We start from the raw sequence: 24311 nt of genomic DNA, 5'->3' as shown, positions 1-24311 counted from the left end.
GCGCCGCCCGGCCAAGCCGAGCACGGCAGCGCCTATTCTCGTTGATGGGCTTCCTGATTACGCTCGCGATAACCTTTCTCGGCCTGCTCGCGATTACCTTCTTCATCGGCCGGATCGTGCCGATCGACCCGGTTCTCGCCGTCGTTGGCGACCGCGCGCCGGTCGCCGTCTATGAACGTGTTCGCCAGGAAATGGGGCTCGATCAGCCGTTGACCGTCCAGTTCGTCAGCTATGTCGGCGACGTCCTGTCAGGCAATTTCGGCACCTCGGTCTCGACCGGCAAGCTGGTCATCGAGGATCTCGCCCGCGTCTTCCCGGCGACGCTCGAAATGGCGACGCTTGGCATCATTCTCGGCGTTCTGATCGGCGTGCCGCTCGGGGTTTTTGCCGCCGCCCGTCGCGGCTCGTGGCTCGACCAGGGCATTCGCGTCGTTGGCCTGCTCGGCTACTCCGTGCCCGCCTTCTGGCTCGGCCTTGTCGGCCTTGCCGTGTTCTATGCGCGGCTGAAATGGGTCGGTGGTCCGGGCCGTGTCGATATCTTCTATGACGGCATGGTCACCCCGGTGACCGGTCTGATCCTCGTCGACAGCATCATCGCCGGGGAATGGGAGATCTTCCGCAATGCCGTCTGGCACCTGATCCTTCCGGCGTCCTGCCTCGGCTTCTTCTCGCTCGCCTATATCGCCCGCATGACGCGCTCCTTCATGCTCGACCAGCTGAGCCAGGAATATGTCACCACCGCACGGGTCAAGGGCGTGCCGGAGCGCCTCGTCATCTGGCGTCATGCCTTCCGGCCGATCCGCGTGCCGCTGATCACCGTCATCGGCCTGTCCTATGCCGGCTTGCTCGAAGGCTCGGTCATGATCGAGACCATCTTCTCCTGGCCTGGCATCGGCAACTACCTGACCGTCGCTCTGCTCAACGCTGACATGTCGGCCGTGCTCGGCTCGACCCTGGTCATCGGCGCGGTCTTCATCGGCATCAACAAGATTTCGGACGTGCTCTACCGCGTGCTCGATCCGCGTGCACGCTAAGAGGAGGCGCACATGACCACACTTCGCGATTGGCTGATCGACGACAGCCCCGCCTCACCGATGCAGGCGCGCCTCGGCCGTTTCTACCGCATCTTCGGCGCGCTGATGCGCAATCCGCTGGCCGTTGTCGGCGCAATCATCATCGCAGCACTGGTGCTGACGGCGCTCTTTGCCCCCTGGCTGGCGACGCATGATCCGCTGCGCCAGTCGCTCGGCGAACGCCTGCTGCCGCCGAGCGCTGCCCACTGGATGGGAACCGACGAACTCGGCCGCGACATCTGGTCCCGCGTCGTCTACGGCGCGCGCATCACGCTCGCCATCGTTACGCTGGTTGCCGTGCTCGCAGCACCCGCCGGTCTCGTGATCGGCGTTGCCGCCGGTTACTTCGGCGGCTGGGTCGATCGTATTCTGATGGGCGTTACCGATATTTTCCTGTCGCTGCCGAAGCTCATCCTGGCGCTCGCCTTCGTCGCCGCATTGGGTCCAGGGATCGAAAACGCGATCATCGCCATCGCGATCACCTCCTGGCCGGGCTATGCCCGCGTCGCCCGCGCCGAAACGCTCACCTTCAAGAACTCCGAGTTCATCTCAGCGGTCCGCCTGCTCGGCGCGTCAAGCCTGCGTGTCAATCTCGGCCACGTGCTGCCGCTCTGCACTTCATCGATGATCATCCGCGTCACGCTCGACATGGCCGGCATCATCCTGACGGCCGCCGGCCTCGGCTTCATCGGCCTCGGCGCCCAGCCGCCGCTGCCCGAATGGGGCGCGATGATCTCGCGTGGCCGCTCCTTCATTCTCGACCAGTGGTGGGTTGCGACCATGCCCGGCTTTGCCATCATTCTCGTCAGCCTCGGCTTCTGCTTCCTCGGCGACGGCCTGCGCGACGTGCTCGATCCGAAGAGCGGGGAGCAGCGCTGATGAAAAAGCTCCTCGAAATCGAAAACCTACGCGTCACCTTCCCGACGCCCCGCGGCAACCTCGAGGTGGTGCGCGGCATCTCCTTCACGCTTGGCCGCGAGCGCCTCGGCATCGTTGGCGAGAGCGGTTCCGGCAAGTCGATGACCGGACGGTCGATCCTGCAGCTCATCCGGGCGCCCGGCCGGGTCACCGCAGACAAGCTCACTTTCGACGGCATCGATCTGCTGAAGCAGTCCGAGCGGCAGATGCGCGCCATCCGCGGCGCGCGCATCTCCATGGTGATGCAGGACCCGAAGTTCTCGCTGAACCCGGTCATGACCATCGGCGAGCAGATCGCCGAGGCGCTGCTGACGCACCAGAAACTGCCGCGTCGCGAGGTCAACAGCCGTGTGCTCGCCATGCTGGAATCGGTGCGTATCGCCGATCCGGAGCGTGTTGCCCGCCTCTACCCGCACGAAGTCTCCGGCGGCATGGGCCAGCGCGTGATGATCGCGATGATGCTGATCCCCGAGCCGGATCTTTTGATCGCCGACGAGCCGACCTCGGCGCTCGACGTCTCCGTCCAGGCCCAGGTGCTCGACATCATCGACGAACTGGTGAAGCGCAAGGGCATGGGGCTGATCTTCATCAGTCACGACCTGAACCTCGTCTCCAGCTATTGCGACCGCATCCTCGTCATGAACACCGGCGAGGTGGTCGAGGAATGCAAGGCCGGCGAGCTGATGGCGGCAAAGCATCCCTATACGCGCGGGCTGATAGCCTCGATCCCGCGCCTCGATGAAACACGGGACGAGCTGCCGGTGCTCGACCGCAGCGCATGGGCTAAGGCATGACCGCGCTCTCTCTCAAAAACCTCGATATCTCCTATGGCGACGTGCAGATCACCCACGACGTCAATCTCGACATCGCCGACGGCGAGAGCTTTGCGCTCGTCGGCGAAAGCGGCTCGGGCAAGTCAACGGTGCTGAAGGCGATTGCCGGTCTCGCGCCGGAATGGACGGGCGCGATCACGGTGCTCGGTTCCCCCCGCGGTCACGGCATCGACCGCGCCTTCTCGCGCCAGTGCCAGATGGTGTTCCAGGATCCCTACGGCTCGCTGCATCCGCGCAAGACGGTGGACGCGACACTCGGCGAAGCGCTGACGATCCATGGCATCGGCGACCGCAACGCGCGGATCGAGGAAGTCATGACTTCGGTCGGGCTCGATCGCAAGTTCCGCTTCCGCTTTCCGCACCAGCTTTCGGGCGGCCAGCGCCAGCGCGTGGCGATCGCCCGCGCGCTGATGCTCAAACCGAAGGTGCTGTTGCTCGACGAGCCGACCTCGGCGCTCGACGTTTCGGTCCAGGCGGAAATCCTCAACCTGCTGAAGCGGCTCAGGCGCGAGCAGAACCTCACCTTCCTGATGGTCACCCACAACCTGGCCGTCGTCTCGTTCCTCTGCGATCGCCTCGCCGTCATGCGCCAGGGCCGCATCGTCGAAGTGGCCGACGTCGCCGATCTCAAGCGCGGCGACCTCAAGGATCCCTATTCGCGTGAGCTGATGCAGATCAGCGCCGCGCATGCCAACTAGGGCGGGGCAAGGAAACCGCGTGCTGTTCTCCGCCCGCGTCCCGCTCTAAAACATCGAGTAACCCCAAGGACATAGCATGAACAGTGAACAGATCGCTGCCGCGCTGGCGGAATTCGACGCGGCCATCGCCAAGACCACCGATGCCGATGCGGTATGGACCGCATTGCAGACGCTTTGCCGCCAGGTGATCGGCGCCAAGCTCTTCACCATCATGACGGTCGACATGGTCAATGAAGTCGCCCGCCGCGCCTACACCTCGCACCCGCAAGAGTACCCGACCTCCGGCACCAAGCCGATCCGCTACGACAGTTGGTTCGACATCGTGCACAAGGCGCACCAGACCTTTGTCGCCAACACCATCGTCGACATTTCCAAGGTCTTCGGCGACCACGAAACCATCTGGTCGCTCGGCTGCGGTTCGGTTGCCAACATCCCGGTCGTGGTCGGCGGCGAGCTGCTCGGCACGGTCAATTGTCTCGACGTCGAGCACCACTATACGCCAGAGCGCGTGGCGCTCTCCAAGCATCTGGAAATGCCGGCGAAGCTCGCCTTCCTCGCCGCTGCGCGCGCCGAAAAGAAGTAAGACGGCGGGCCGGAGGCGTCATCGCCTTCGGCCCCGCCCGCCGGTCAGCGGCCGATAGCCACGCCGGTTTCCTTCAGGAAAAAGTGCATCTTCTCAGACTCAATCGGCACCTCGATCTCGTCATCCGGGCCGATGCGTGAGGCGGCGTGAACCTGGGCGGTGAAAGCCGCCGGCCCTATTCTGCCGAGCGCGAGCGTATGGGGGCCGAGCGGTTCGATATCACGTACCGTCAATCTGATCGTCGGCGCACCTGCATCCGCCGCCATTGTATGTTCCGGCCGAATACCGAGCACGACGGTTTGACCGACAAAGGCGCCAAGCTTCTCGGCGCGGCTTTCCGGAATTTTGATCGCCACCCCGCCATCGGCCCTGAACTGCAGCCCACCGTCACCACGCTCGAGTTGCCCCTCGACGAAGTTCATGCTGGGCGCGCCGATGAAGGCGGCCACGAAGAGGTTGGCCGGCGCTTCGTAGAGCGTGATCGGATCGGCGGCCTGCTCGATGCGTCCCTGATTCATGACGACGACGCGATCGGCCATGGTCATCGCCTCCACCTGGTCGTGGGTGACGTAGACCGCAGTCGTCTGAAGGCGGCGATGCAAGAGCTTGATTTCCGTACGCATTTCGATGCGAAGCTTCGCATCAAGGTTTGACAGCGGTTCATCAAAGAGAAACACGTCCGGCTGGCGCACGATCGCCCGGCCGATCGCAACGCGCTGGCGCTGGCCGCCGGAAAGCGCGCTCGGCTTGCGGGCGAGGTAGGCGCCGAGGTTGAGAATGCGCGCCGCATCCGCGACCGCCTTGTCGATCTCCGCCTTCGGCGTGCCGCGCACCTTCATGCCGTAACCGATGTTTTCCGCGACAGTCATATGCGGATAGAGCGCATAGTTCTGAAACACCATCGAGCAATTGCGCAGGCCCGGGCGCAGTTCGGTCACATCTCGAGCGCCGATCCGGATCGACCCCGATGACGCTGTTTCGAGGCCGGCGATCATCCGCAACGTCGTCGTCTTGCCGCAGCCGGACGGCCCGACGAGCACGACGAACTCGCGATCCTCGATATGGAGATCGAGCGGCGGAATGACGGTAACGTTCCCGAAGGATTTGGTGATCTGCTCCAATCGGACCTGTGACATGCTGTAGCCTTTGCTGCTGTCGATGCCCGGACTGGCCGGGACGTTGGGACCCGCCCCGATCGCTTCGGGGCGGGCTCGTGCTTGTCGTTACTCCTGGGGCAGGCCCATCGATGCGCGATAGGCGGCAAGCTGCTTGTCGCGGCCGAATTCGTCGGTCAGCTTGTTCCACTGCTCGGCGACGCTATCGAGCGCCTGCTGTGGCGTCACCTCGCCGGCGAGCGCCTTGGAAAGCTCGATCTCCAGAACTTCCGTATAGGAGAAGTAGCCCGGCAGGCGCATGTCGAGCGCGATGTTCTTGGCGGTGACCGCCTCCTTCTGGGCGCCGAGATATTCCTTTGCCTCCCGCTCGGAGAAGATCTTCGACCAGAGATCGAGATTGGTCGTGTGCGAGATACGATAGGGGTTGACCCCGGTGCCGCCGGTGATCGCCGCCTGGCCCGAGACGGCCGGGCTCGTCAGGTACTGGATATAGTTCCAGGCAGCTTCCTGCTTCGTCGAGGTAGCCGGGACCGCCGCCTGCCAGCCGCCGAAGGCCATGAAGGAGGTCTGGACGATGTGGTCGAACTTGTCCCACTTCTTGGTCTTATAGTTCCAGATCTCGTCCGATCCCGGCAGTGGCGCCGAGCCGACATTGCCGGCGACCTTCGACTGCTTTGGATCGGCGCCGATGACGCCGGTGTCGCCCCAGCCGATCGATTCCGCCACCTGGCCGCCAGCAAAGGCGGCGTTGACTTCGCCGAAGGAGAAGTTCAGCGCGTTTGGCGGCGCGAGCTTGGACGCGCGGATGTATTCCTCAAGGCCACGAACCCAGCCGGGATTGTTGACCTGTGCATCCATCGTCTCGGGGTTGAAGAACATGGCGCCGGGATTGTCCGGATGGCTGGTGTAGCCGGCGACATGGCTGAACAGGAACCAGAACTGCTGGCCACCGCGACGGAAGGCTTCCGCCGTGCCCCAGAGATTGTTGGCCGGCTGGTTAAAGTATTCGGCGATGTCCAGATACTGCTTCCAGGTCTTCGGCGGAGCCAGGTCGTAGCCGTACTTCGCCTTGAAAGCCTTCTGGTTGTCGGCGTTTTCGAAGAGATCGATGCGGTAGCTGTAGGTGTGGGCGTCGCCATCCATCGTCTGCGACAGGACCTTGCCGTTCCACACCATAAGCTGTTCGCGGTAGACAGGCGCGATGTCTTGCCAATCGGCGCCCTTCTGCATTTCGGCCGGCATTTCCGACAGGAAGTCGGTGAAGTCGGGCGCCCAGGCCGGGGCGAAGGCGATGACATCGAAAGCGTCTTCACCCGAGGTCAGCGACGTCACGATCTTCGGATAAAGTTCCGACCATGGAAACTCGACGACCTTGACCTTGCCGCAGGTCTTCTCTTCCCAGCCCTTGGCCGCAAGCTGCAGCGCCGAGGCGATGTAGGGACCGGTCTGTGTCGTCGCCGTCAATTCGACGCCGGTGTAATCCGGATCGCAGGCAAGCGCCGTTCCCGCGCTCCCCATCGCGAGAGCTGCGAGAGATCCAGATGCCAGTAGCAATTTCCTCATTCTATCCTCCTATGAATGAATGCATGCCAAAACGGGTGGTTACTTGATTGCTCCGAGAAGAAGGCCAGAGCGCATCAGCCGGCTTAAAAGCCCGGCCATGACCATCATCGGGATGATGGCCACAAGAGCGGCAGCCGAGATCGCCCACCATTCGTCGCCGCGCTGGCTGTTCTGGCCGGCAACGAGGATCGGCAGCGTCTGCCACTTGGAATTGGTCAGGAAGAGCGCGAACAGAAACTCGTTCCAGACGAAGGCGAGCGTGATCATGAAGGTGGCGATCAGTCCCGGCTTCGACATGGGCAGCACGATGCCGAAGAAGATCCGCCAGGACGGCACGTTGTCGACCATCGCCGCCTCCTCCACTTCGACCGGCAACGCCTCGAAGAAGTCACGCATCAGCCAGATGACGATCGGCAGCGAGAAGGCGATATAGGCGAAGGTAAGGCCAATGTAGCTGTCGACCAGCTTGAAGCCGAGTTTGCCCATCTCCGTGTACATCAGGTAGAGCGCGAAGGCGGCGACGATCGGCGGAAACATGCGCTGGCTGACGAACCAGAAAACGATGTCGTTGTTGCCGAGTTCCGGCCCCGGAAGCGGGAAACGGCTCGAGATCACTGCAAGCACGAGCGCGGCGACGAAGGCGTAGATCAGCGAGATGCCCTGGCCGTAGCCGAGCACGTGGCGCCCGACAATAAAGCCGCCGAAGGCGATCGCCACGAAGATCAACGCCGACAGAAGGCGGAAACGGAAGGTAAAACGCACGAGCGCATAGGCGGCCATGGCGCCGATTCCGGTGGCCGCAACCGCTGCCGACAGCCCGATGATCGTCGAGGCAAGGAACGTGTTGAAGAACTCGCCGCGCTGGCCCGACAAGAGCTCGCTCCAGGCCGTCAGGCTTGGCTCGAAGTCGACGAAGGGCAGATAGGTTGGACCGCCGACGACGGCGATCGGCGTCTTGAACGAGGTGATCAGCACCCAGTAAAGCGGGAAGAAGGTGATGGCGAGCCAGACGAGGCAGCCGCCGAGCGCCAGCCAGCGCCCTTTCCCCTTGAGATTACGCACACTCATTTGTGCTTCTCCAGATAGGGCTTGAGAACCGCGAGATAGACGAGGCCGATTACGGTGATCACGATCAGGAACAGGAAGGAGAGCGCGGAGGTGTAACCGAGGTTGAACTTTTTGAAGCCCTCCTGATAGGCAAAGAGGGTCAGCGTCTCCGTCGAGACTCCGGGCCCGCCGCCGGTCATGACGAAGACGGTATCGATGATCTTGTAGCTTTCGATCAGGCGGATGAAGACAACAGCGACCGAGATCGGCAGAAGCATCGGAAAGGTGATGTCGCGGAACTGCTGCCAGGGCGTGGCGTTTTCGAGGGCCGCCGCCTCATAGACATCGTCCGGCAGCGTCTGAAGGCCTGCAAGCAGCATGAGGATGACGAAGGGCGTCCATTGCCAAACCTCGACGGCGATGATCGAGCCGAGCGCCCAGCGCGTCTGGGTGAGGAACGGCAGATTGGCAAAGCCGAACGCCGTCATCAGTTCGTTGAGCGGCCCCATTGTCGGGTTGAGCACCTGGCGGGCAATCAGTGCGACTGCGACCGGCGCGACCAGCATCGGCAGTAGGAAGCTGACGCGAAAGATGCCCTCACCCGGTACCCGCGAGTTCAGCGCCAACGCCACCGAGAGACCGATCACATATTGCAGCCCGACGGAGATGAAGGCGATCAGCGTCGTCGTGCCCGCCACGTGCCAGAAGCGTGGGTTCTGCAAGAGATCGAGATAATTGCCGAAGCCGACGAAGCGCGCCGGCGTCGGCGGTACGAGCCGCATGCTCATGAAACTTGTCGTCAGCGAATAGACGAGCGGAAAGATCGAAATAAGCAGAACGATGATGAGGGCGGGCCAAATGAAGAAGTGCTTGATCGGGTCGTTGCGCGTCATGCGGACACCCCTCGTGCCAGCAGCGCCTCGATCTCGGCGAGCGTCGGCATGGCGGGTGCGGTGCCGCGGCGGGTAACGGCGATGCCAGCGGTTGCGCAACCGAAACGGACCGCATCGACCGGTGCCAGCCCGCGTGCCAGCGCTGCGGAAAAGCCGCCGACAAAGGCATCCCCTGCCCCGGTCGTGTCGATCACCGGTCCGCCGGCAATTGCGGGCACCAGCACCGATTGCTCGTGGTTGTGATAGAGCACGCCGCGTTCCCCGAGCGTGATAAGCGCAGTCTTCGCGCCCTTCTTCAGGATCGCGTCGCCGGCGCGCCGGATGTCATCCTGCGAAGAAAGTGCGAAACCGACGATGGCTGCGGCCTCCGTCTCGTTCGGCACGAGGTAGTCGCAGAGCGGATAGATCGCATCCGGGAAGGCTTCAGCGGGCGCTGGATTGAAAACCGTAGTGACGCCGGCCGCATGGGCGATCTCGAGCGCGTGCTGTGCGGCCGCGACCGGCTGCTCCAATTGGGTCACGAAGATGCGGGAACTTTCAATCGTCTCACGCGCCGCTTCGACGTCGTCGATGCCGATCGAGCCCGCCGCCCCGGGATAGACGATGATCGCATTCTCACCGTTCTGGTCGTTGACGTAGATAAAGGCCGCGCCCGTCGGCAGGTCGTCCATCTGGACGATCTTCGATGTCACGCCCGCTTCCGCATAGGTGCGCAATGCCATCTCCCCGAAGGTATCGCGACCAAGCTTGGAGATGAAGGAGACCGGACTCCCGGCACGCGCTGCTGCAACGGCCTGATTGGACCCCTTGCCGCCGGGACCGACCGCGAAGCCGCTGCCGGTAATCGTTTCACCGACAACCGGCATGCGCGGCGCCAGATAGGCCGTGTCGGCCACGAAGATACCAAGGATCGAAACACCAACCTTCATTCAAGCCTCCTCCTGCGACCGCACCGCAGCTCGGTGTGCCCAGGCAATCTCTCGCGATTTCATCTGTAGTCAGGCGCTGCGCGGCGACCGCGCAGGCAGTCAATCAGGCGGTCTTGGGCGGGATGACGCCCTTGGTGAACAGGAAGCAGCCGTAGAAGCGGGTCTCGCCGGTGGTGATGACGCAGTAGGCTTTTTTGGCTTCCTCGTAGAAAGCGAAGCGCTCGATGCCGTACATCGGCGCCGATTTTCCCTCGGCACGGTCGATTACCGCCTGCACCTCCTGCTGCACCGGCAGAACCTCATCGGGCGCGCCCATGACCTCCATGCGGCCGGCGGAAGGCTGCAACGGCGTGTCGAGCGGTAGCACCGAAAGAATCGCCTCGACCGCGCGCGCGGCTGATACGTTGTCGATGCGCAGCAGCGTGCCGAGCGTGGTCTTTCGCGCAATGGCATCGGACGGAAAATTGGTGTCGGAAATGACCAGCGTGTCGCCGTGTCCCATGGACCGCAGCGCGTGCAGCACGTCAGCGTTCAGCGCCGGATCGATATTCTTCAGCATTACAGTCCTCCTCCTGCGCGCGACGAGTGCCATCACGCTCTGTGCGCTGCCCTTCGCGGGCGAACGCGTCTCCCTAACTGTTCGTTTCCTCCATCGCGCTGACCGGCTCCCCCCGCCCGCGCAATAGCTGCCCCTACTCGCCGTAGGGGATCCAGATGTTTTTCACGTCGGTGGCGCGGCGCAGATAGGCCGAACCTTCTGCCGCATCGCGATCCAGCCAGTTCGTCGCCTTGCCGTAGTCGACGAAGGTGCGCTTCAGGTTGCCGACCGAGAGCTTTTCGACCAGCGTCGAGAGCTCGGGCGAACCAAAGGCCCAGAGCGCATCCACATCGTTGTGGCTTGCAAGCGTCTTTGCCAGCTCGATCGCCGAACCGGTAACGATGTTGACGACGCCGGCCGGAACGTCGGACGTTTCCAGCACCGTGTAGAAGTCGGTCGCTGCCAACGGATGCGGCTCGCTCGGCACCACGACGACGCGGTTGCCAGTGGCAATCAGCGGCGCGACGAGGCTGATCATGCCGAGAAGCGGCGCTTCGGGCGGGCAGACCACGCCGACGACACCGATCGCTTCAGGCATGGCGAGCGCGACACCGCGCAGCGGGGGCTGGTGAATGGCACCCTCATACTTATCCGCCCAGGCGCCGTAGGTGAAGAGACGCGCGATCGAGGCGTCGACCTCAGCCTTGGCGTTGGCGGTCGACGCACCGGTCATGGCCGCGATGCGATCGGCGAATTCATCGGCGCGACCGCTCAGGTTTTCGGCAATGTAATAGAGGATCTGCGCGCGGTTATGCGTGGTTGCCGAAGACCAGGCGGAGGCAGCTTGCGCCGCGACGACGGCGTTGCGGATATCCTTGCGATTGCCCTCGCCGACTTCGCCGAGCACCTTGCCCTTGGGGGAAAGTACGTTGCGGTTATAATTTCCATCCGGCCGCGCCTGCTTGCCGCCGATGAAGAGCTTGGCGGTGCGATCGACCAACGGCATGGCGAAATCGCCAACGACGGGTTTCAGCGCCGGTTCGGCGACGGCCGCCCTGAGCTTGCGGCCAAGCCAGGCCTTCGGCTTCAGATATTCGTAACAGCCTTCGCGACCACCTTCCCGGCCGAAGCCGGACTCGCGCTTGCCACCGAAACCGGCGGAGGCATCGAAGAGATTGGTGGCATTGACCCAGACGACGCCGGCGGCGAGCTTGGCGGCAACATGAAGTGCGAGGCCGATGGTCTCGCTCCAGACGCTGGCGGCAAGGCCGTAGCGCGTGTGGTTGGCAAGCTGGATCGCCTCTTCCGGGGTGCGGAAGGTCATGGAGACGGCGACAGGGCCGAAGATCTCCTCCGTCGCGACGGTCGAAGTCGGCTGCACACCGGTTAGCAGCGTCGGCGGATAGAAGCTGCCGCCCTTCGGCAGTTCGATCGATGGCTGATGCAAAGCAGCGCCTTCGGCAACACCCTTGGCGACCAGGCTTTCGATCCGCTGCAACTGCACGGGAGCAACGATTGCCGCCATGTCGATCGCCTTGTCGAGCGGATGGCCGACGCGCAGCGTCTGCATGCGGCGCTTCAGCCGCTCGTAGAAGAGCGGTGCCACGCCTTCCTGCACGAGAATACGCGAGCCGGCGCAGCAGACCTGGCCCTGGTTGAACCAGATGGCATCGACCACGCCTTCGACGGCGCCGTCGATGTCGGCATCGTCGAAGACGATAAAGGGCGACTTGCCGCCGAGTTCGAGCGTCAGAGACTTGCCGGTGCCGGCCGTGCGTTCGCGGATGAGGCGACCGACCTCTGTCGAACCTGTGAAAGCGATCTTGTCGATATCCCCATGCTCGACGATCAGCGCGCCGGTTTCGCCTTCGCCGGTGACGACGTTGAGCACACCAGCCGGCAGGCCGGCGGCGGAAGCGAGTTCTGCGAAGAGCAGCGCCGTCAGCGGTGTGAATTCCGCGGGCTTGAGGATGACGGTGTTGCCGAGTGCCAGTGCCGGCGCAATCTTCCAGGCGAGCATCAGGAACGGAAAGTTCCAGGGAATGACCTGGCCGACGACACCGACCGGCACCTGATCGGCAAACTCGGTTTCCTGAAGCTGCGCCCAGCCGGCATGGTGATAGAAGTGGCGGGCAGCGAGCGGAACGTCGATGTCGCGGGATTCGCGGATCGGCTTGCCGTTGTCGATCGCCTCGACCACGGCGATCAGGCGCGCATGGCGCTGGATCATGCGGGCGAGCGCATAGAGATGGCGGGCGCGGGCATGGCCCGGCAGCTTCGCCCAGGCGCCTTGCGCCTTGCGGGCAGCAGCGACCGCGTCGTCCACGTCCTTGGCACCGCCAAGCGCGATCTTTGCGAGCAGCTTGCCGGTTGCCGGCTCGTTGGTCTCGAAGGTCTTGCCAGAAGCAGACGGGACGAAGGCGCCGTTGATGAAGTGGCCGAATTCGCCCTTGTGGCGCGCCAGCCACTGGCGGGCTTCCGTGTCGGCTTCCGGTGCTGGACCATAGGACATTTCGTCAAAATACCTTGCGACAGTCATCGGGATCATCCAATCGGGTGACGGTTGAGGGCCGAGTAGGCGCCGGTAACGTGGTGTTCGAGCTGGCGCTCGATATCAGCGAGCAGGCTCGATGCGCCGATCCGGAAGAGATCCGGCTCGAGCCATTCACGCCCGAGTTCATCCTTCATCAGGAACTGGTAGTTCAGGATGTCCTTGGCAGCCGAAATGCCGCCGGCCGGCTTGTAACCGACCTTGAGGCCGGTTTGCTCCTGGTAGGCGCGGATCATGCGCAGCATGACGAGCGTTACCAGAAGGGTGGCGTTGACGCCTTCCTTGCCGGTCGAGGTCTTGATGAAATCGGCACCGGCCATCATGCAGACGAGCGAGGCACGCGCGACGTTGCGCAGCGTCTTCAGGTCGCCGGTGGCCAGGATTGCCTTCACATGAGCGTCACCGCAGGCGGCGCGGAAGTCGCGCATCTCGTCATAGAGCGCCTGCCAGTTGCCGGTCAGCACGTGCTCGCGGGTGATGACGATGTCGATTTCCTTGGCGCCGTCGGCAACCGACGCCTCGATCTCGCGCAGCTTCCCGTCATGGGGGATGAGGCCGGCCGGGAAGCCGGTGGAGACGGCAGCAACCGGGATTCCGGAACCTTCTAGCGCCTCGACAGCGGTCGAAACGAAGCGATGATAGACGCAGACCGCACCGGTCGTGATGCCGCGACCGCCCATGCCAAGCGCGTCGAGCAGATCCTGGCGCACCGGCTGGCGCGCCTTGGCGCAGAGGCGCTTGACGCGCTCCGTCGTATCATCACCGTTAAGCGTGGTGAGATCGATGCAGGTAACGGCTTTCAGCAACCAGGCAGCCTGCGCATCCTTCTTGACGGTGCGGCGGCCAGGCAGCGTTGCGACGCGGCGCTCGGCAGCAGACAGGTTGACGCGCTGATCCAGCACCCAGCCGAGGTCGAGATCGATGCCGTTGTTGCGCGGCCAGTTATGGCCCGCCGCCGGCGAATGCGCGACTTTCGACGCGCCGGTTTTCACAGCTAGGTCTTCCAAGCGATGGCTCCTTGAACTCCCTGTCGCAGCCGGCCACACACAGGGCACGGCCGCCGAGATCTCGATTTTGTTATTTTTCTATCGAATTTTTGTGACTATTCCATCACAAACTGAGAGTGTCAAGCGGACCTCTCATGTTTTGACGATTTTGTAATATTTTTGCGCTGCCGCTAAAGGCCCGACAGTTGCGTCTCGCCCTCTTCCGTAATGATAGAGCGAAAAACGCCGATTGGCGCGAAAAAAGCCGGCTTCAGCTTGCCGACCTTGCTGAGATCGACAACCAGATGGCTCTCGCGCGCCAGCGAGATGACCTTTTGCTTCACCGAGACTTCGTGAAAATGCACGCAGGTAGCGCCCCGGCCCGGATCAACACCAGCTGCCGACAGAAACGCAACGTTGATGCCGAGTGAATCGAGCGTCTCGAGCCCGGAATTGCCGGAAAAAGATGCCGAGGACGGATGATAGACACCGCCCAGCATGACAATCCGCACATTCGGCTTGTGTGTCAGCTTTTCAGCTACGTTCAGCGAATAACATACTGCCGTTATTGAATAATTTTCCGGAATGAGATCAACCAGATATTCGAGCGTGGTGCCGCAATCGATGAAGATCGTCTCATCCGGACGAATGTGGCGGGCCGCGTGGATGCAGGCCTCGCGCTTGGCGGTCGCATGGCTGTCGGCTTCGCGCGCGAGCTCATAGGGCGGGTCGGGTTCGATCTCGCCCGCCGGCACGATATGCCCTCCGAGAAAGGCAAACTGGCCCGGATTGTCGGCGACATCACGGCGGACCGTCATTTCCGAAACGCCGAGCAGGGCCGCAGCGTCGCGCAGATGCAGGACCCTGCGTCCGGACAACGCGTCGGTAAGTTGAATGATGCGGGCTGTTTTGCGACTGACCATGTGTTTTCGTGTGTTCGCAGCGTTCGCGACCAACGCAAGGCCCGAACAATATTTGTGAAAATTATCACAAATATTCCCTGATAGGCAAGGGGAGTCACATGATAATGAAAGGTGTGACACAATTACTGCGCGAAACGCCCCCCATAAAATGCAAGACGGCGGCCCCGCCGGACCACCGTCTTGCCACCGATCCTGGTGCGCTCGCGCCTTGATGAAGGCTGGTGTGCCAATTCAACCTGCGATCGGCGCAGTTCGTTCCGCAAGCCAGCGCCATGTCTCCCCATCGAGCAGGCCATCCATCTCGCGTGCAACGCGGTTGTGGTAGGCGTCGATCCATCGCCGTTCCGCTTGCGTCAGCAGACCGATGTCGGCCAGCCGCAAATCGATGGGTACGAGGGTCAGGCTGCGGAAGCTCCGGAAGCCATCGCCGTCATCCACCACCTCCACCTGGTTCTCGATGCGGATGCCATAGGCTCCGGCCTTGTAATAGCCGGGCTCGATGGTCGTCACCATGCCGGGCTTCAGCTCGATCTCATTGACGCGACGATCGAAGCGCTGCGGCTGCTCGTGAACCGAAAGAAAATGCCCGACGCCGTGGCCGGTGCCGTGATCATAATCGAGCCCCAGATCCCAGAGCGGACGCCGGGCGAAGGCGTCGAGCTGGTGTCCGTAGGTTCCCTTCGGAAACTTCAGCGATACCATCGAAATCAGTCCTTTGAGGACGGCTGTATAGGCGCGCCGGATCTCCTCATCGACCGCACCGATCGCCGTCGTCCGCGTGGCATCGGTGGTGCCCGTCAGATACTGTCCACCGGAATCGAGCAGGTAGACGCCGCCCTTGCGGATCAAGCCGTTGCTCTTCTCGGTGGCTGCATAGTGGCACATCGCGGCGTGGCCGGCGGCTGCCGAGATCGAGCGGAAACTCGGCTCGACGAAGCTCTCGGCCATCGAGCGGTAGGCGAGGATCTGCTCTTCCGCCTCGAGTTCGGTGACCGGCTTACCGCTCGCATCTCGTTCGGCAGCGTGGCGGTCGAGCCAGGCGAAGAAGCGTATCCATGCGGCACCGTCGAGACGGTGGCAGTCACGAAAGCCTGCAAGCTCGGTGACGTTCTTATGCATCTTGGCAAGCGTGATCGGGCTTTTTGCAAGCTTTACAGTTCCACCAGCTGCGCGCGTGGCACGGGCGGCCGCCGACGGGGCGAAGCCAGGATCGATAAGCGCCGTACGCCCAGCCGTCATTGTCCGAACACGCTCAAGCAACTGTGCCGGCTCGGCAAGCGCGACTCCGTCGAGTTCGAAATCGGAAAGATCGTTCGGGAGCTTGCGATGATCGACCAGCCATTCGGTCTGGCCGGCGCGGTCGAAGATCAGGAAAGATTGCGGCATCGGGTTGAAGGCGACGTCGCGTCCACGAACGTTCAGGAACCAGGCGATATTGTCTGGCTGCGCCTCGATCAGAAGGTCTGCCCCCTGCTCCGCCAGCATTTGGGCGATGTGGCGCTTTTTCTCGGCAACGCTTTCGCCGGAATAGGCAACGGGGTAAGCCATGATCTTGCCGAGCGGCTTTTCCGGCTGATCGGTCCAGATCGCGTCGACAAGGTCTTCATCGACAGGCGTCCACAGACCACCCGCCTCTTCCACGGAACCGCCGCAATCGGCGTCCCAGGTCGAGGGCAGCAGCATGGCGTTGAAGCCCACGCGCTCGCCCTTGCGGAGATTGTTCTTCAGCCAGTCCTTCAGCGGCGCATCGTAGAAGTGCTCGATCGCGAAGGTACCGAGATCCACCTCGTCGCGCACCTGCACCTGATAACGGCCATCGACGAAGATCGCGGCACGGTCGCGCATGACGATCGCGACCCCGGCCGAGCCGGTGAAACCGGTGACGAATGCGAGGCGGGTGTCATGCGGCGCACAGTATTCGCCCTGATGTTCGTCGAAGCGCGGCACGACGTAACCGTCGAGCCCGGTTTCGGCAAGCTTGCGCCGCAGGGCGCCGATCCGGCCGGAAAAATCCGGCTTTGCTCTCGTATCCATGATGTCTTCCTATCGAGTGGAGTTTCAGACCTCGCCGATCGTCTCGGCGAAATGGCAGGCGGTCATGCCGGCACCGACTGGACGCAACGCCGGCTTTTCGCGGCGGCAGCGTTCGCTCGCGTGCGGGCAGCGTACGTGGAAGGGGCAGCCGGGCGGAATGGCGAGGGGGCTCGGCAATTCGCCGACGAGTGCCGGCGCGCGCCGTCTGGCGCTGGGATCGAGGGACGGTGCTGCGGCAAGCAGTCCCTTGGAATAGGGATGCATCGGCTTCGAAAACAGCGCTTCGGACGGTCCGATCTCGACGATCGCGCCGAGATAGATGACGGCGACGCGGTGCGAAACGTGACGTACGAGCCTAAGGTCATGCGCCACGAACAGCACCGTCAGGCCCAGCTCGTCCTGAAGCTCGATCAAGAGATTGACGACCTGCGCCTGGACCGAGACGTCGAGCGCCGAGACCAGCTCATCGGCGACAAGACACGTCGGCTCCGGCGAGAGCGCACGTGCAATGCCGATGCGCTGGCGCTGCCCGCCCGAGAATTCGTGCGGATACTTGTCTGCGGCCCCTTCCGGCAGCCGGACAAGGTCCAGCAATTCGTCGACCCGCCGGTCGATCGCAGCACCTTCGCGCATGCGATGCACGGTAATCGCCTCCCGCAGCGTATCGCGCACGGTCATGCGTGGATTGAGCGAGGTATATGGATCCTGGAACATCATCTGGACCCGCCTGTTATAGGCGCGTCGCCGTGGCCCCTTGAGACCGACGACACTTTTCCCCTCGAACAGGATGTCGCCGGCGGTCGGCCGATGGAGCCCGGCAATCAGGCGCGCCAGCGTGGACTTGCCGCAGCCGGATTCGCCGACGATCCCGAGCGTCTCGCCGGGCATCACGTCGAGGTCGACGCCATTGACCGCCGAAACGACCTGTTGCGGGCGCCGGGACAGCGTATCGGAGAGCGAACGTCGTTTCTCGAAGCGCATTGAAAGCGCGCGTAGCGACAGCAACGGGGTCGGGCCTGCTTGCATGGGCATGGTCATTGCGCCGCCTCCCGCGGACCGAAATGCGCAAGCGCATCCTGAAGATGATGACAGGCAACCTGCCTGAGCGCGCCGGCGCTCTGGAGCCGTGGCCGAATATCGGCACATTCGCCACCGGCAACGGGACACCGTGCGCTGAAGGCACAGCCGGGGGGAAGCGCGTTCAGCGCAGGCGGTGCACCAGGGATGGAGTAAAGCGGCGTCCTCGGCGCGACATCGCGCGGGATCGAGCGCAGCAGCCCCAGCGAATAGGGATGACGCGCATCGGCGATCACCTGCGCCGTCGTCCCGATCTCGCAGAGCCTGCCGCCATACATAACCGCGACGCGGTCGCAGGTTTCGGCAACGACGCCCATGTCGTGGGTGACGAGGATCACCGCCATACCGAGATCGCGGCTCAGCGACTGGATCAGTCGCAAGATCTGATCCTGAATCGTTACGTCGAGCGCGGTGGTCGGCTCATCCGCGAGCAGCAGCTTCGGGTTGGAGGCAAGCGCGATCGCGATCATCACCCGCTGCCGCATCCCGCCGGAAAACTCGTGGGGGAAATCGTCGAGGCGATTGCGTGCAGCAGGGATGCCGACGAGATCGAGCAGTTCGATCGCGCGCGCCTTCCTCGCCTTGGCGTCGAGATCCGTGTGAGCGACGAGGTTCTCCGAGATCTGCAGGCCGACTGTCAGCAGCGGATTGAGCGACGACATCGGCTCCTGGAAGATCATCGCGATCTCGCGGCCGCGGATGCGGCGAAGCCGGACCTCGTCCAGCGGAACAAGGTCCTGGCCATTCCAGAGGATCTCGCCGGCGACGCGCCCGCGCGGCCGGATGATGCCGAGGATCGAGCGCAGCGTGATGCTCTTGCCCGAGCCCGACTCGCCAACAAGACCAAGGATCTCGCCGTGGCCCACCTGGAACGAAACGTCATCGACGGCGACCAGCGGCCGTTCATGCGTGCCGAACTCGGTGCGAAGGTGCCTGACGTCGAGTACGGTCGCTTTTTCTTCGGTTTTCATCTCAACGCCCCTTCGGTCGAAGCAGGTCGGCAAGCGCGTCGCCGACGAGGCTGAAGCCGAGCCCGGTCAGAACGATGGCGATGCCTGGCATCAGGCTCATCCACCAGGCCGTCAGCAGGAAGTTGCGGCCTTCGGCGATCAATACGCCCCATTCGGCCGCCGGCGGCTGCGCGCCGAGGCCGAGATAGCCGAGCGACGAACCGAGCAGGATCGCGAGCGCCATGTCGGTCATCCAGTAGACGAGGATCGGCGAAATCGCATTCGGCAAGAGATGGCGGAAGATGATGCGGCGATCGGAATAGCCGAGTACGCGGCCGGCAGCGGCATAGTCGTTGGCCTTCTGCGCCATGATTTCGGCGCGGGTCAACCGGGCGTAATAGACCCAGTTCACCGCGGTGATCGCCACATACATGTTGACGAGGCCGGGGCCGAGGACTGCGACGATGGCGATCACCAGCACCAGGAAGGGAAAGGTGATGATCGCATCGACGCAGCGGCCGAAGATCGCATCGGCTATGCCGCCGTAGTAGCCGACGAAGGCGCCGACGGTGAGGCCGATCAGCAGCGCGAAGATCGTCGCGAAGAAGGCCATCTGCATATCGACGCGATAGGCCCAGATCACCCGAGACAGGACATCTCGGCCGAAATTGTCTGTGCCGAAGGGGTGCGCAAGGCTCGGCCCCTGCTGGATCGCCTGGAGATCGAAGGCCAGCGGATCGTAAGGCGCAAAAGCTTGCGGAAACAGCGCTAGCGCTAGCGACAGGCCGAGGATGGCGATGCCGACGACGAATGACGGGCGGGTAAAGGCGCGGGCGAGAAAGGCCTGCAGACGTCCCCGCGTCCGCGCATGGGATTGGGTCAATACCGTCATGATTGGCGAAGCCTCGGATCGAGCCAGGATTGCACGACGTCCGTCAGCAGGAAGACGACGGAGACGAGCACGGCGAAGGTGAGCGTCAGGCCCTGGATCAGCGGATAGTCGCGGGCGAAGATCGCCTCCAGCATCAGCCGGCCGACGCCGGGAATAGCAAAGACCGTCTCGGTCACCAGCGTGCCGCTCATCAGGTTGCCGATCGACAGGCCGAGCAGCGTTACGGTGGAGACGAGCGCATTGCGCAGCACATGCCGGGTCATGATGATGCGCGGCGAAAGCCCCTTGGCGCGGGCGAACTGCACATAGTCGGCATCGAGCACCTCGATCAGCGAGGCCCGGAGATTGCGCAGGATGATCGCGGAGGTATAGAGCGCGACGCTCAAGGCCGGCAGGATGAGATGATAGAGGTTCGCGAGAAAGGTCTTGCCATAGCCGCCAACCGGAAACCAGCGCAGTTGCGCTGCCAGTACGGTCAGCAACAGGAGCCCGATATAGAAGACGGGCATGGAAAGGCCGACCTGAAAGACCCCGCGGATCGCGACATCGACCGAACTGTTGACACGCGACGCCGCGAGGAAGGCGAGCGGCCCGGCGAGAAAGACGGCGAGCACGACCGAATAGAGCGCCAGGAAGATCGTCGTTGGCAGTCGATCGAGAATGATCTCCGTCACCGGCGCTTTCAGCATGATCGAGCGACCGAGATCGCCAGTCAGCGTGTTTTTGACGAAGACGAGGAACTGAATCGGCAAGGGCTGGTCGAGACCGAGATTGTGCCGGATCTGTTCGAGTTGGGCATCGGTCGCTTTGGCCTCTGCCATGGCGATCGCCGGATCGCCCGGCAAGAGGCGCACGAGCAGGAAAATGAAGATCATCACCAACAGGAAGGTGGGGATGATCTGCAGCAGCCGCGCCAAGAGATAGGAAAGTGAGGGCATGGTTCCACCTTCAACGGAGAACCGGGCAAATATCGCCCGGCTCTCGCGGTTCGCTCCGTTATCAGTCGGCGCGCCAGGCTTCCGAGAAGTCGTTGGCGCCGAGCGGCGTCTGCACGTAGCCTTCGATCGACTTGGAGACCGCGACGGCGAACGGCGTCTCGAACAGGAAGAGCAACGGCGCTTCCGCCGCGTAGATCTCCTGCATGCGCTTGTATTCGTCCTTGCGCCTGGCCGGGTCGATCTCGACGTTGGAGGCCTCGAACAGCGTATTGAATTCCTGGTTGTTCCAGCCGGTGCCGACAGCCTGGCGCTGCTTGTAGTAACCGAGCCATCCGGTCACCTGGGCCGGGTCGTTGACGTCGTTCGCCCAGCCATAGGTGTGGATGTCGAAATCACCGGAGCGGTTCTTCTCGCCGCGGGTCGGATTGTCGACCTGCTCGACCTTGAGGTTGACGCCAAGCGGCGCCCACATCTGCTGAAGGGCTGTAAACAGCGTCGCATCGTCGGCGCTGCCGGCAAGCGTCGTGAACTTCACGTCAAAGCCGCCGCTGAGGCCGGCTTCGGATAGCAACTGCTTGGCCTTTTCCGGATCGTAGGGATAGAGCGGCGCGGGGCCATAGTGAAGCTGCGTCGCCGCCGACATCAGCGAGGTCATCGGCTTGCCGGTGTCGAAGGTAACGAGCTTGATCAGCACGTTCTTGTCGGTCGCGTAGTTCAGCGCCTGACGCACCTTGATATCGGCAAGCGGGTTCTTCGAGCCGTCTTTCTTCGTTTCGCGCGTGTTGATCGGCGCGTAGACGATCCGGGTCGAGGGAAAGAGCTCCATCTTCAGGTTCGGATCGACGCTGAGCTCGCCGACGCGAGCGAAGGGGATGAACTCGGCAGCGTCGACTTCGCCGGCCTGGAGCTTGAGGATGCGGGTGGCGTCGTCGGGAATGACGACGAATTCCACCTGGTCGAGGTAGGGCAGCGGTTTGCCGTCTTCTCCCTGACGCCAGTAGTTCGGGTTGCGGACGAAGGTCATGCTCGTGCCCTGCACGTGGCTCTTCATGACGAAGGGGCCGGACGTTACCGGGCCGGCAGCAAAGAAGGCGCGCGCCTTCTCCTGATCCGTTGCGCCGGCTGCTTTTTCGAAGGCTGCCTTCGGGACGATACCGGTGTTGAAGGTTGCAAGGATCGAAATGATCGTCGGGTCGGGGTTCTTGAGCGAGACGGTGATCTTGTTGCCATCTGCGGTGACCTTGTCGACAGCGCCCAGCAGTCCTGCCCAGGGACCGAGATCCGGATTGCGCGCACGATCGAGCGAGAAGACGACGTCGGCGCCGGTCAGTTCCGAGCCGTCGGAAAATTTGAGACCGCTTCTCAGCGTCAACGTGATGGTCTTGCCGTCAGCCGAAACCTCGTGTGCCTCGGCAAGCCCCGGCACGATCGAGCCGTCAGGACCGTTGCGCAGCAGCGTTTCATAGAGGCCGTTCACCATCCAGAGGTCCGGATTGCGATCCGCATAAACAGGGTCGATGACGGTCGAGTCGTCGTAGCGCGCGAAGGTCATCGCACCGCCGCGTTCGATCGCAAATGCCGAAGTGGCTGCAAGCAGCCCGAGCGTCGCACTGAGCAGGATAGGCAATATACGTTTCATCTCACTCCTCCTTTTTTGACCGCAGACAGCATCGATCGCGCGCCGAACACGTTAATTGGATATTGGATCCAATTTTTCTCGGTGTTTTTCGTCGCCGACGGATTGCCGCGAAGATGTTCTTGTAGTTCCCCTTTTCAAGAAGGCAGGCATCCGATGTGATCGGCTTGCCGAACCAGCTTTAGCTGGACTAAAGTACATCGATAGACGTGAGTCAAGCGGAAAGAAAATCATGCCCCTGAAGATCGACGAGGCGCCCGAAGCTGCCGAAAGCGCCTCCCTCCCGGAAACTGCGACGCCCGCCTCGCTCGGGCAAATGCTCAGGGCGCGCCGCAAGGAAATCGGCAAGACGATGAAGGACGTGGCACGCGAAGCCGGTCTGACGGAAGGCTTCATCAGCCAGATCGAGCGCGGCATCTCCACGCCGTCGCTGATCTCGCTCTACAATGTCGCCAACGCGCTCGGCACCAGCGTCGACACCTTCCTGTCGCAGCCGCCGCAGCATGGGCATTCGATGGTCTCGCACGCCGGCGAGCGCCCCGGCTACAATGTCGAAACCAAGGAGCGCGTCTACGAACTGATCGAGCGCGGCTTTCCGGGCGCAGCGCTCAACGGCTGCATCACCCATATGCCCAAGGGTTATGCGTCGGAACTCACCAGCCACGAGGGCGAGGATTTCCTCTATCTGATCGAGGGCGAAATGCTCTACGAGATCGACGGCAAGGAATATCTGCTGAAGGCCGGCGACACCCTGCACTTCCCCGCCTCGCTGCCGCATCGCGCCCGCAATGTCGGCGCGGGACCGGCCCGCGAACTCTGGGTCGGCACCACCCGGATCATCAAGGAAGACTGAACCGGCGGAACTATCCAAAGGACTGGGCCGAAAGGTACGGGCCGCACAAGGCGGCCCGCAAGGTCAGGCTTCACTGCTTGCGCGGCCAGGTATCAGCCAGACGGTAGCCGGCCGGCCACGGATCTGCCGGATCGAGCATCACCTGGTGCGTGCCGGTGATCCAGGCGCGACCGGAGATTTCAGGCACGATCGCCGGGCGTCCCCCGACCGTCGTTTCGCCGACGATGCGGCAATTGAAGGTCGAATCGATGATGGAGTGGCCGCTGAAGCGCTGACCGACCTTCATCACGCCGCGGGCATGGAGCACCGCCATGCGCGCCGAGCAACCGGTCCCAGTCGGAGAACGGTCGAGCTTGGCCGGCTGGATGACGACCGTGTTGCGGCCATGCAGAATGCCGTCCTTCTCCTCGACCGGCAGCGTCAGTTGGCAGAAGGAGATATGGTCCCATTCCGGGTTTTCCGGGTGGGAGAAGCCGAGCTGTTCGTTGGCCGCGCGGGTGATCTTGATGCCGGTTTCAGCCAGTTCCCGCGCCTCGTCCGGCGTCACCGAGAAACCGAGCGCACGTGCGTCGGTGATGACGAAGCTGTCGCCGCCATAAGCGGTATCGACCGTCAGTGTGCCCAGGCCCTCGACTTCGAGCTTGGCGTCCAACTTGTCGGCAAAGGACGGGACGTTGGTGACGGTGATGCGCTCGGCCTTGCCGTTGCGGCACTCCGCAACGACGTTCACCAGGCCGCCGGGCGCCTCAAGCACCATGCGGGTCTCCGGCTCCTGCATCGGCACAATGCCGCTGTCGAGCAGCACGGTGGAAACGCAGATCGAGTTGGAGCCGGACATCGGCGGCGTATCCTCCGGTTCCATGATGATGAAGCCCATCGTCGCGCGCGGGTCCTTCGGCGGCACAAGCAGGTTGATGTGGCGGAAGACGCCGCCGCGCGGCTCGTTCAGCACGAAATTGCGCAGCGTCTGGTCTTCGGCAATGAAGCGGCGCTGTTCCCAGAGCGTGTTTCCGGGCGGCGGCGCGACGCCGCCGACGATGACGTCGCCGACTTCCCCTTCCGCGTGGCAGGAAACGATGTGAACGACCTTGCTGCTGCGCATGCCCCTTCTCCTTCCGTGCTGGTGGACGGGCGCCACCCGGGCGCGCCTTTCACGTCGGCCGCCCCTGTTTTGCCGGGTGGCGCGATAGCGCTGACCCGATAAGACGACTCTTAGAAATATTGGATCCAATATACAATCCGAAAAATGTTTGAAGCTGTGCCTGGTCGTGAAGAACTTGC

22 protein-coding genes are annotated in these 24311 nt (G+C 63.0%); 6 read left to right on the top strand and 16 right to left on the bottom strand.

The annotated features are described in order from the left end of the window. Nucleotides 1-44: 44 nt before the first annotated feature. The 5 genes from ACQ5BM_RS12630 to ACQ5BM_RS12610 all read left to right on the top strand — a co-directional run bounded on the left by ACQ5BM_RS12630 (nt 45) and on the right by ACQ5BM_RS12610 (nt 4105). Complete coding sequence (locus tag ACQ5BM_RS12630; protein WP_429812018.1) at nt 45-1034, top strand: ABC transporter permease; 990 nt, start codon at nt 45-47, stop codon at nt 1032-1034. 12 nt (nt 1035-1046) lie between these two features. Beyond that, nucleotides 1047-1952: an ABC transporter permease gene (locus tag ACQ5BM_RS12625; protein ID WP_429811384.1), complete on the top strand. Its 906-nt coding sequence runs from the start codon at nt 1047-1049 to the stop codon at nt 1950-1952. Next, on the top strand, nt 1952-2785 hold the full coding sequence (locus tag ACQ5BM_RS12620) for an ABC transporter ATP-binding protein (RefSeq protein WP_429811382.1): 834 nt from the start codon (nt 1952-1954) through the stop codon (nt 2783-2785). The genes ACQ5BM_RS12625 and ACQ5BM_RS12620 overlap by 1 nt, the downstream gene beginning before the upstream one ends. Beyond that, entirely contained in the window at nt 2782-3522 is a 741-nt protein-coding gene (locus ACQ5BM_RS12615; protein WP_429811380.1) for an ABC transporter ATP-binding protein, read from the top strand. Before ACQ5BM_RS12620 ends, ACQ5BM_RS12615 begins: the two co-directional genes overlap by 4 nt. A 76-nt stretch (nt 3523-3598) precedes the next feature. After that, the gene (locus tag ACQ5BM_RS12610; RefSeq protein WP_429811378.1) at nt 3599-4105 is read left to right on the top strand and encodes a GAF domain-containing protein; all 507 of its coding nucleotides are present in this window, start codon (nt 3599-3601) and stop codon (nt 4103-4105) included. Between the two features lie 44 nt (nt 4106-4149). Here the strand turns inward: ACQ5BM_RS12610 and ACQ5BM_RS12605 are convergent, their stop codons facing one another. The 15 genes from ACQ5BM_RS12605 to ACQ5BM_RS12535 form a co-directional block, all read right to left on the bottom strand. Continuing rightward, nucleotides 4150-5241, bottom strand: coding sequence for an ABC transporter ATP-binding protein (locus tag ACQ5BM_RS12605; protein WP_429811376.1), 1092 nt, complete (start codon nt 5239-5241; stop codon nt 4150-4152). A gap of 87 nt (nt 5242-5328) precedes the next feature. Further along, entirely contained in the window at nt 5329-6783 is a 1455-nt protein-coding gene (locus ACQ5BM_RS12600) for an ABC transporter substrate-binding protein (RefSeq protein ID WP_429811374.1), read from the bottom strand. A gap of 39 nt (nt 6784-6822) precedes the next feature. Beyond that, nucleotides 6823-7851: a carbohydrate ABC transporter permease gene (locus ACQ5BM_RS12595; protein ID WP_429811372.1), complete on the bottom strand. Its 1029-nt coding sequence runs from the start codon at nt 7849-7851 to the stop codon at nt 6823-6825. Further along, the gene (locus ACQ5BM_RS12590) at nt 7848-8723 is read right to left on the bottom strand and encodes a carbohydrate ABC transporter permease (RefSeq protein ID WP_429811370.1); all 876 of its coding nucleotides are present in this window, start codon (nt 8721-8723) and stop codon (nt 7848-7850) included. The genes ACQ5BM_RS12595 and ACQ5BM_RS12590 overlap by 4 nt, the downstream gene beginning before the upstream one ends. After that, a complete protein-coding gene (rbsK, locus tag ACQ5BM_RS12585) occupies nt 8720-9652 on the bottom strand; it encodes a ribokinase (RefSeq protein ID WP_429811368.1) in 933 nt (310 codons plus the stop codon). Before rbsK ends, ACQ5BM_RS12590 begins: the two co-directional genes overlap by 4 nt. A gap of 103 nt (nt 9653-9755) precedes the next feature. Then, entirely contained in the window at nt 9756-10211 is a 456-nt protein-coding gene (locus ACQ5BM_RS12580) for an RbsD/FucU family protein (RefSeq protein WP_429811367.1), read from the bottom strand. Nucleotides 10212-10344: 133 nt separating this feature from the next. Continuing rightward, nucleotides 10345-12729, bottom strand: a complete 2385-nt coding sequence (locus ACQ5BM_RS12575) for an aldehyde dehydrogenase family protein (protein ID WP_429811365.1) — start codon at nt 12727-12729, stop codon at nt 10345-10347. A gap of 5 nt (nt 12730-12734) precedes the next feature. Then, the gene (gene deoC / locus ACQ5BM_RS12570; protein WP_429811363.1) at nt 12735-13748 is read right to left on the bottom strand and encodes a deoxyribose-phosphate aldolase; all 1014 of its coding nucleotides are present in this window, start codon (nt 13746-13748) and stop codon (nt 12735-12737) included. Between the two features lie 170 nt (nt 13749-13918). After that, nucleotides 13919-14650, bottom strand: a complete 732-nt coding sequence (locus ACQ5BM_RS12565) for a DeoR family transcriptional regulator (protein ID WP_429812016.1) — start codon at nt 14648-14650, stop codon at nt 13919-13921. Nucleotides 14651-14881: 231 nt separating this feature from the next. Beyond that, nucleotides 14882-16684, bottom strand: a complete 1803-nt coding sequence (locus tag ACQ5BM_RS12560) for an aminopeptidase P family protein (protein WP_429811362.1) — start codon at nt 16682-16684, stop codon at nt 14882-14884. Between the two features lie 24 nt (nt 16685-16708). Beyond that, nucleotides 16709-17722 (bottom strand): ABC transporter ATP-binding protein, encoded by a 1014-nt coding sequence (locus tag ACQ5BM_RS12555; protein WP_429811360.1) that lies wholly within the window; start codon nt 17720-17722, stop codon nt 16709-16711. Beyond that, on the bottom strand, nt 17719-18732 hold the full coding sequence (locus ACQ5BM_RS12550; protein WP_429811358.1) for an ABC transporter ATP-binding protein: 1014 nt from the start codon (nt 18730-18732) through the stop codon (nt 17719-17721). Before ACQ5BM_RS12550 ends, ACQ5BM_RS12555 begins: the two co-directional genes overlap by 4 nt. Before the next feature lies 1 nt (nt 18733). Then, nucleotides 18734-19603 (bottom strand): ABC transporter permease, encoded by an 870-nt coding sequence (locus ACQ5BM_RS12545; protein WP_429811356.1) that lies wholly within the window; start codon nt 19601-19603, stop codon nt 18734-18736. Further along, on the bottom strand, nt 19600-20541 hold the full coding sequence (locus ACQ5BM_RS12540) for an ABC transporter permease (protein WP_429811354.1): 942 nt from the start codon (nt 20539-20541) through the stop codon (nt 19600-19602). Before ACQ5BM_RS12540 ends, ACQ5BM_RS12545 begins: the two co-directional genes overlap by 4 nt. 61 nt (nt 20542-20602) lie before the next feature. Then, nucleotides 20603-22180 (bottom strand): ABC transporter substrate-binding protein, encoded by a 1578-nt coding sequence (locus ACQ5BM_RS12535; RefSeq protein ID WP_429811352.1) that lies wholly within the window; start codon nt 22178-22180, stop codon nt 20603-20605. Nucleotides 22181-22409: 229 nt separating this feature from the next. On the opposite strand from ACQ5BM_RS12535, the gene ACQ5BM_RS12530 reads away from it, so the two are divergent. Beyond that, the gene (locus ACQ5BM_RS12530) at nt 22410-23030 is read left to right on the top strand and encodes a helix-turn-helix domain-containing protein (protein WP_429811350.1); all 621 of its coding nucleotides are present in this window, start codon (nt 22410-22412) and stop codon (nt 23028-23030) included. 70 nt (nt 23031-23100) lie between these two features. Here ACQ5BM_RS12530 and ACQ5BM_RS12525 read toward each other — a convergent pair whose 3' ends face one another. Continuing rightward, nucleotides 23101-24132: a trans-3-hydroxy-L-proline dehydratase gene (locus tag ACQ5BM_RS12525; RefSeq protein ID WP_429811348.1), complete on the bottom strand. Its 1032-nt coding sequence runs from the start codon at nt 24130-24132 to the stop codon at nt 23101-23103. Between the last annotated feature and the right edge of the window lie 179 nt (nt 24133-24311).

It is taken from the genome of Ensifer sp. B1-9 (genome assembly GCF_050474445.1).
Lineage (GTDB): Bacteria > Pseudomonadota > Alphaproteobacteria > Rhizobiales > Rhizobiaceae > Ensifer.
The sequence above is the reverse complement of the archived record's forward strand: the minus strand, read 5'-3'. Positions and strand labels throughout refer to the sequence as shown.

What these genes read in the sequence shown, in the direction of transcription:
- ACQ5BM_RS12615 (WP_429811380.1), top strand. Translation starts at nt 2,782, where the DNA reads ATGACCGCGCTCTCTCTCAAAAACCTCGATATCTCCTATGGCGACGTG.
- ACQ5BM_RS12535 (WP_429811352.1), bottom strand. Translation starts at nt 22,180, where the DNA reads ATGAAACGTATATTGCCTATCCTGCTCAGTGCGACGCTCGGGCTGCTT.
- rbsK (WP_429811368.1), bottom strand. Translation starts at nt 9,652, where the DNA reads ATGAAGGTTGGTGTTTCGATCCTTGGTATCTTCGTGGCCGACACGGCC.
- ACQ5BM_RS12555 (WP_429811360.1), bottom strand. Translation starts at nt 17,722, where the DNA reads ATGACCATGCCCATGCAAGCAGGCCCGACCCCGTTGCTGTCGCTACGC.
- ACQ5BM_RS12610 (WP_429811378.1), top strand. Translation starts at nt 3,599, where the DNA reads ATGAACAGTGAACAGATCGCTGCCGCGCTGGCGGAATTCGACGCGGCC.
- ACQ5BM_RS12620 (WP_429811382.1), top strand. Translation starts at nt 1,952, where the DNA reads ATGAAAAAGCTCCTCGAAATCGAAAACCTACGCGTCACCTTCCCGACG.
- ACQ5BM_RS12600 (WP_429811374.1), bottom strand. Translation starts at nt 6,783, where the DNA reads ATGAGGAAATTGCTACTGGCATCTGGATCTCTCGCAGCTCTCGCGATG.
- ACQ5BM_RS12565 (WP_429812016.1), bottom strand. Translation starts at nt 14,650, where the DNA reads ATGGTCAGTCGCAAAACAGCCCGCATCATTCAACTTACCGACGCGTTG.
- ACQ5BM_RS12525 (WP_429811348.1), bottom strand. Translation starts at nt 24,132, where the DNA reads ATGCGCAGCAGCAAGGTCGTTCACATCGTTTCCTGCCACGCGGAAGGG.
- ACQ5BM_RS12530 (WP_429811350.1), top strand. Translation starts at nt 22,410, where the DNA reads ATGCCCCTGAAGATCGACGAGGCGCCCGAAGCTGCCGAAAGCGCCTCC.
- ACQ5BM_RS12595 (WP_429811372.1), bottom strand. Translation starts at nt 7,851, where the DNA reads ATGAGTGTGCGTAATCTCAAGGGGAAAGGGCGCTGGCTGGCGCTCGGC.
- ACQ5BM_RS12540 (WP_429811354.1), bottom strand. Translation starts at nt 20,541, where the DNA reads ATGCCCTCACTTTCCTATCTCTTGGCGCGGCTGCTGCAGATCATCCCC.
- ACQ5BM_RS12625 (WP_429811384.1), top strand. Translation starts at nt 1,047, where the DNA reads ATGACCACACTTCGCGATTGGCTGATCGACGACAGCCCCGCCTCACCG.
- ACQ5BM_RS12630 (WP_429812018.1), top strand. Translation starts at nt 45, where the DNA reads ATGGGCTTCCTGATTACGCTCGCGATAACCTTTCTCGGCCTGCTCGCG.
- ACQ5BM_RS12580 (WP_429811367.1), bottom strand. Translation starts at nt 10,211, where the DNA reads ATGCTGAAGAATATCGATCCGGCGCTGAACGCTGACGTGCTGCACGCG.
- ACQ5BM_RS12590 (WP_429811370.1), bottom strand. Translation starts at nt 8,723, where the DNA reads ATGACGCGCAACGACCCGATCAAGCACTTCTTCATTTGGCCCGCCCTC.
- ACQ5BM_RS12560 (WP_429811362.1), bottom strand. Translation starts at nt 16,684, where the DNA reads ATGGATACGAGAGCAAAGCCGGATTTTTCCGGCCGGATCGGCGCCCTG.
- ACQ5BM_RS12545 (WP_429811356.1), bottom strand. Translation starts at nt 19,603, where the DNA reads ATGACGGTATTGACCCAATCCCATGCGCGGACGCGGGGACGTCTGCAG.
- ACQ5BM_RS12575 (WP_429811365.1), bottom strand. Translation starts at nt 12,729, where the DNA reads ATGACTGTCGCAAGGTATTTTGACGAAATGTCCTATGGTCCAGCACCG.
- ACQ5BM_RS12605 (WP_429811376.1), bottom strand. Translation starts at nt 5,241, where the DNA reads ATGTCACAGGTCCGATTGGAGCAGATCACCAAATCCTTCGGGAACGTT.
- ACQ5BM_RS12550 (WP_429811358.1), bottom strand. Translation starts at nt 18,732, where the DNA reads ATGAAAACCGAAGAAAAAGCGACCGTACTCGACGTCAGGCACCTTCGC.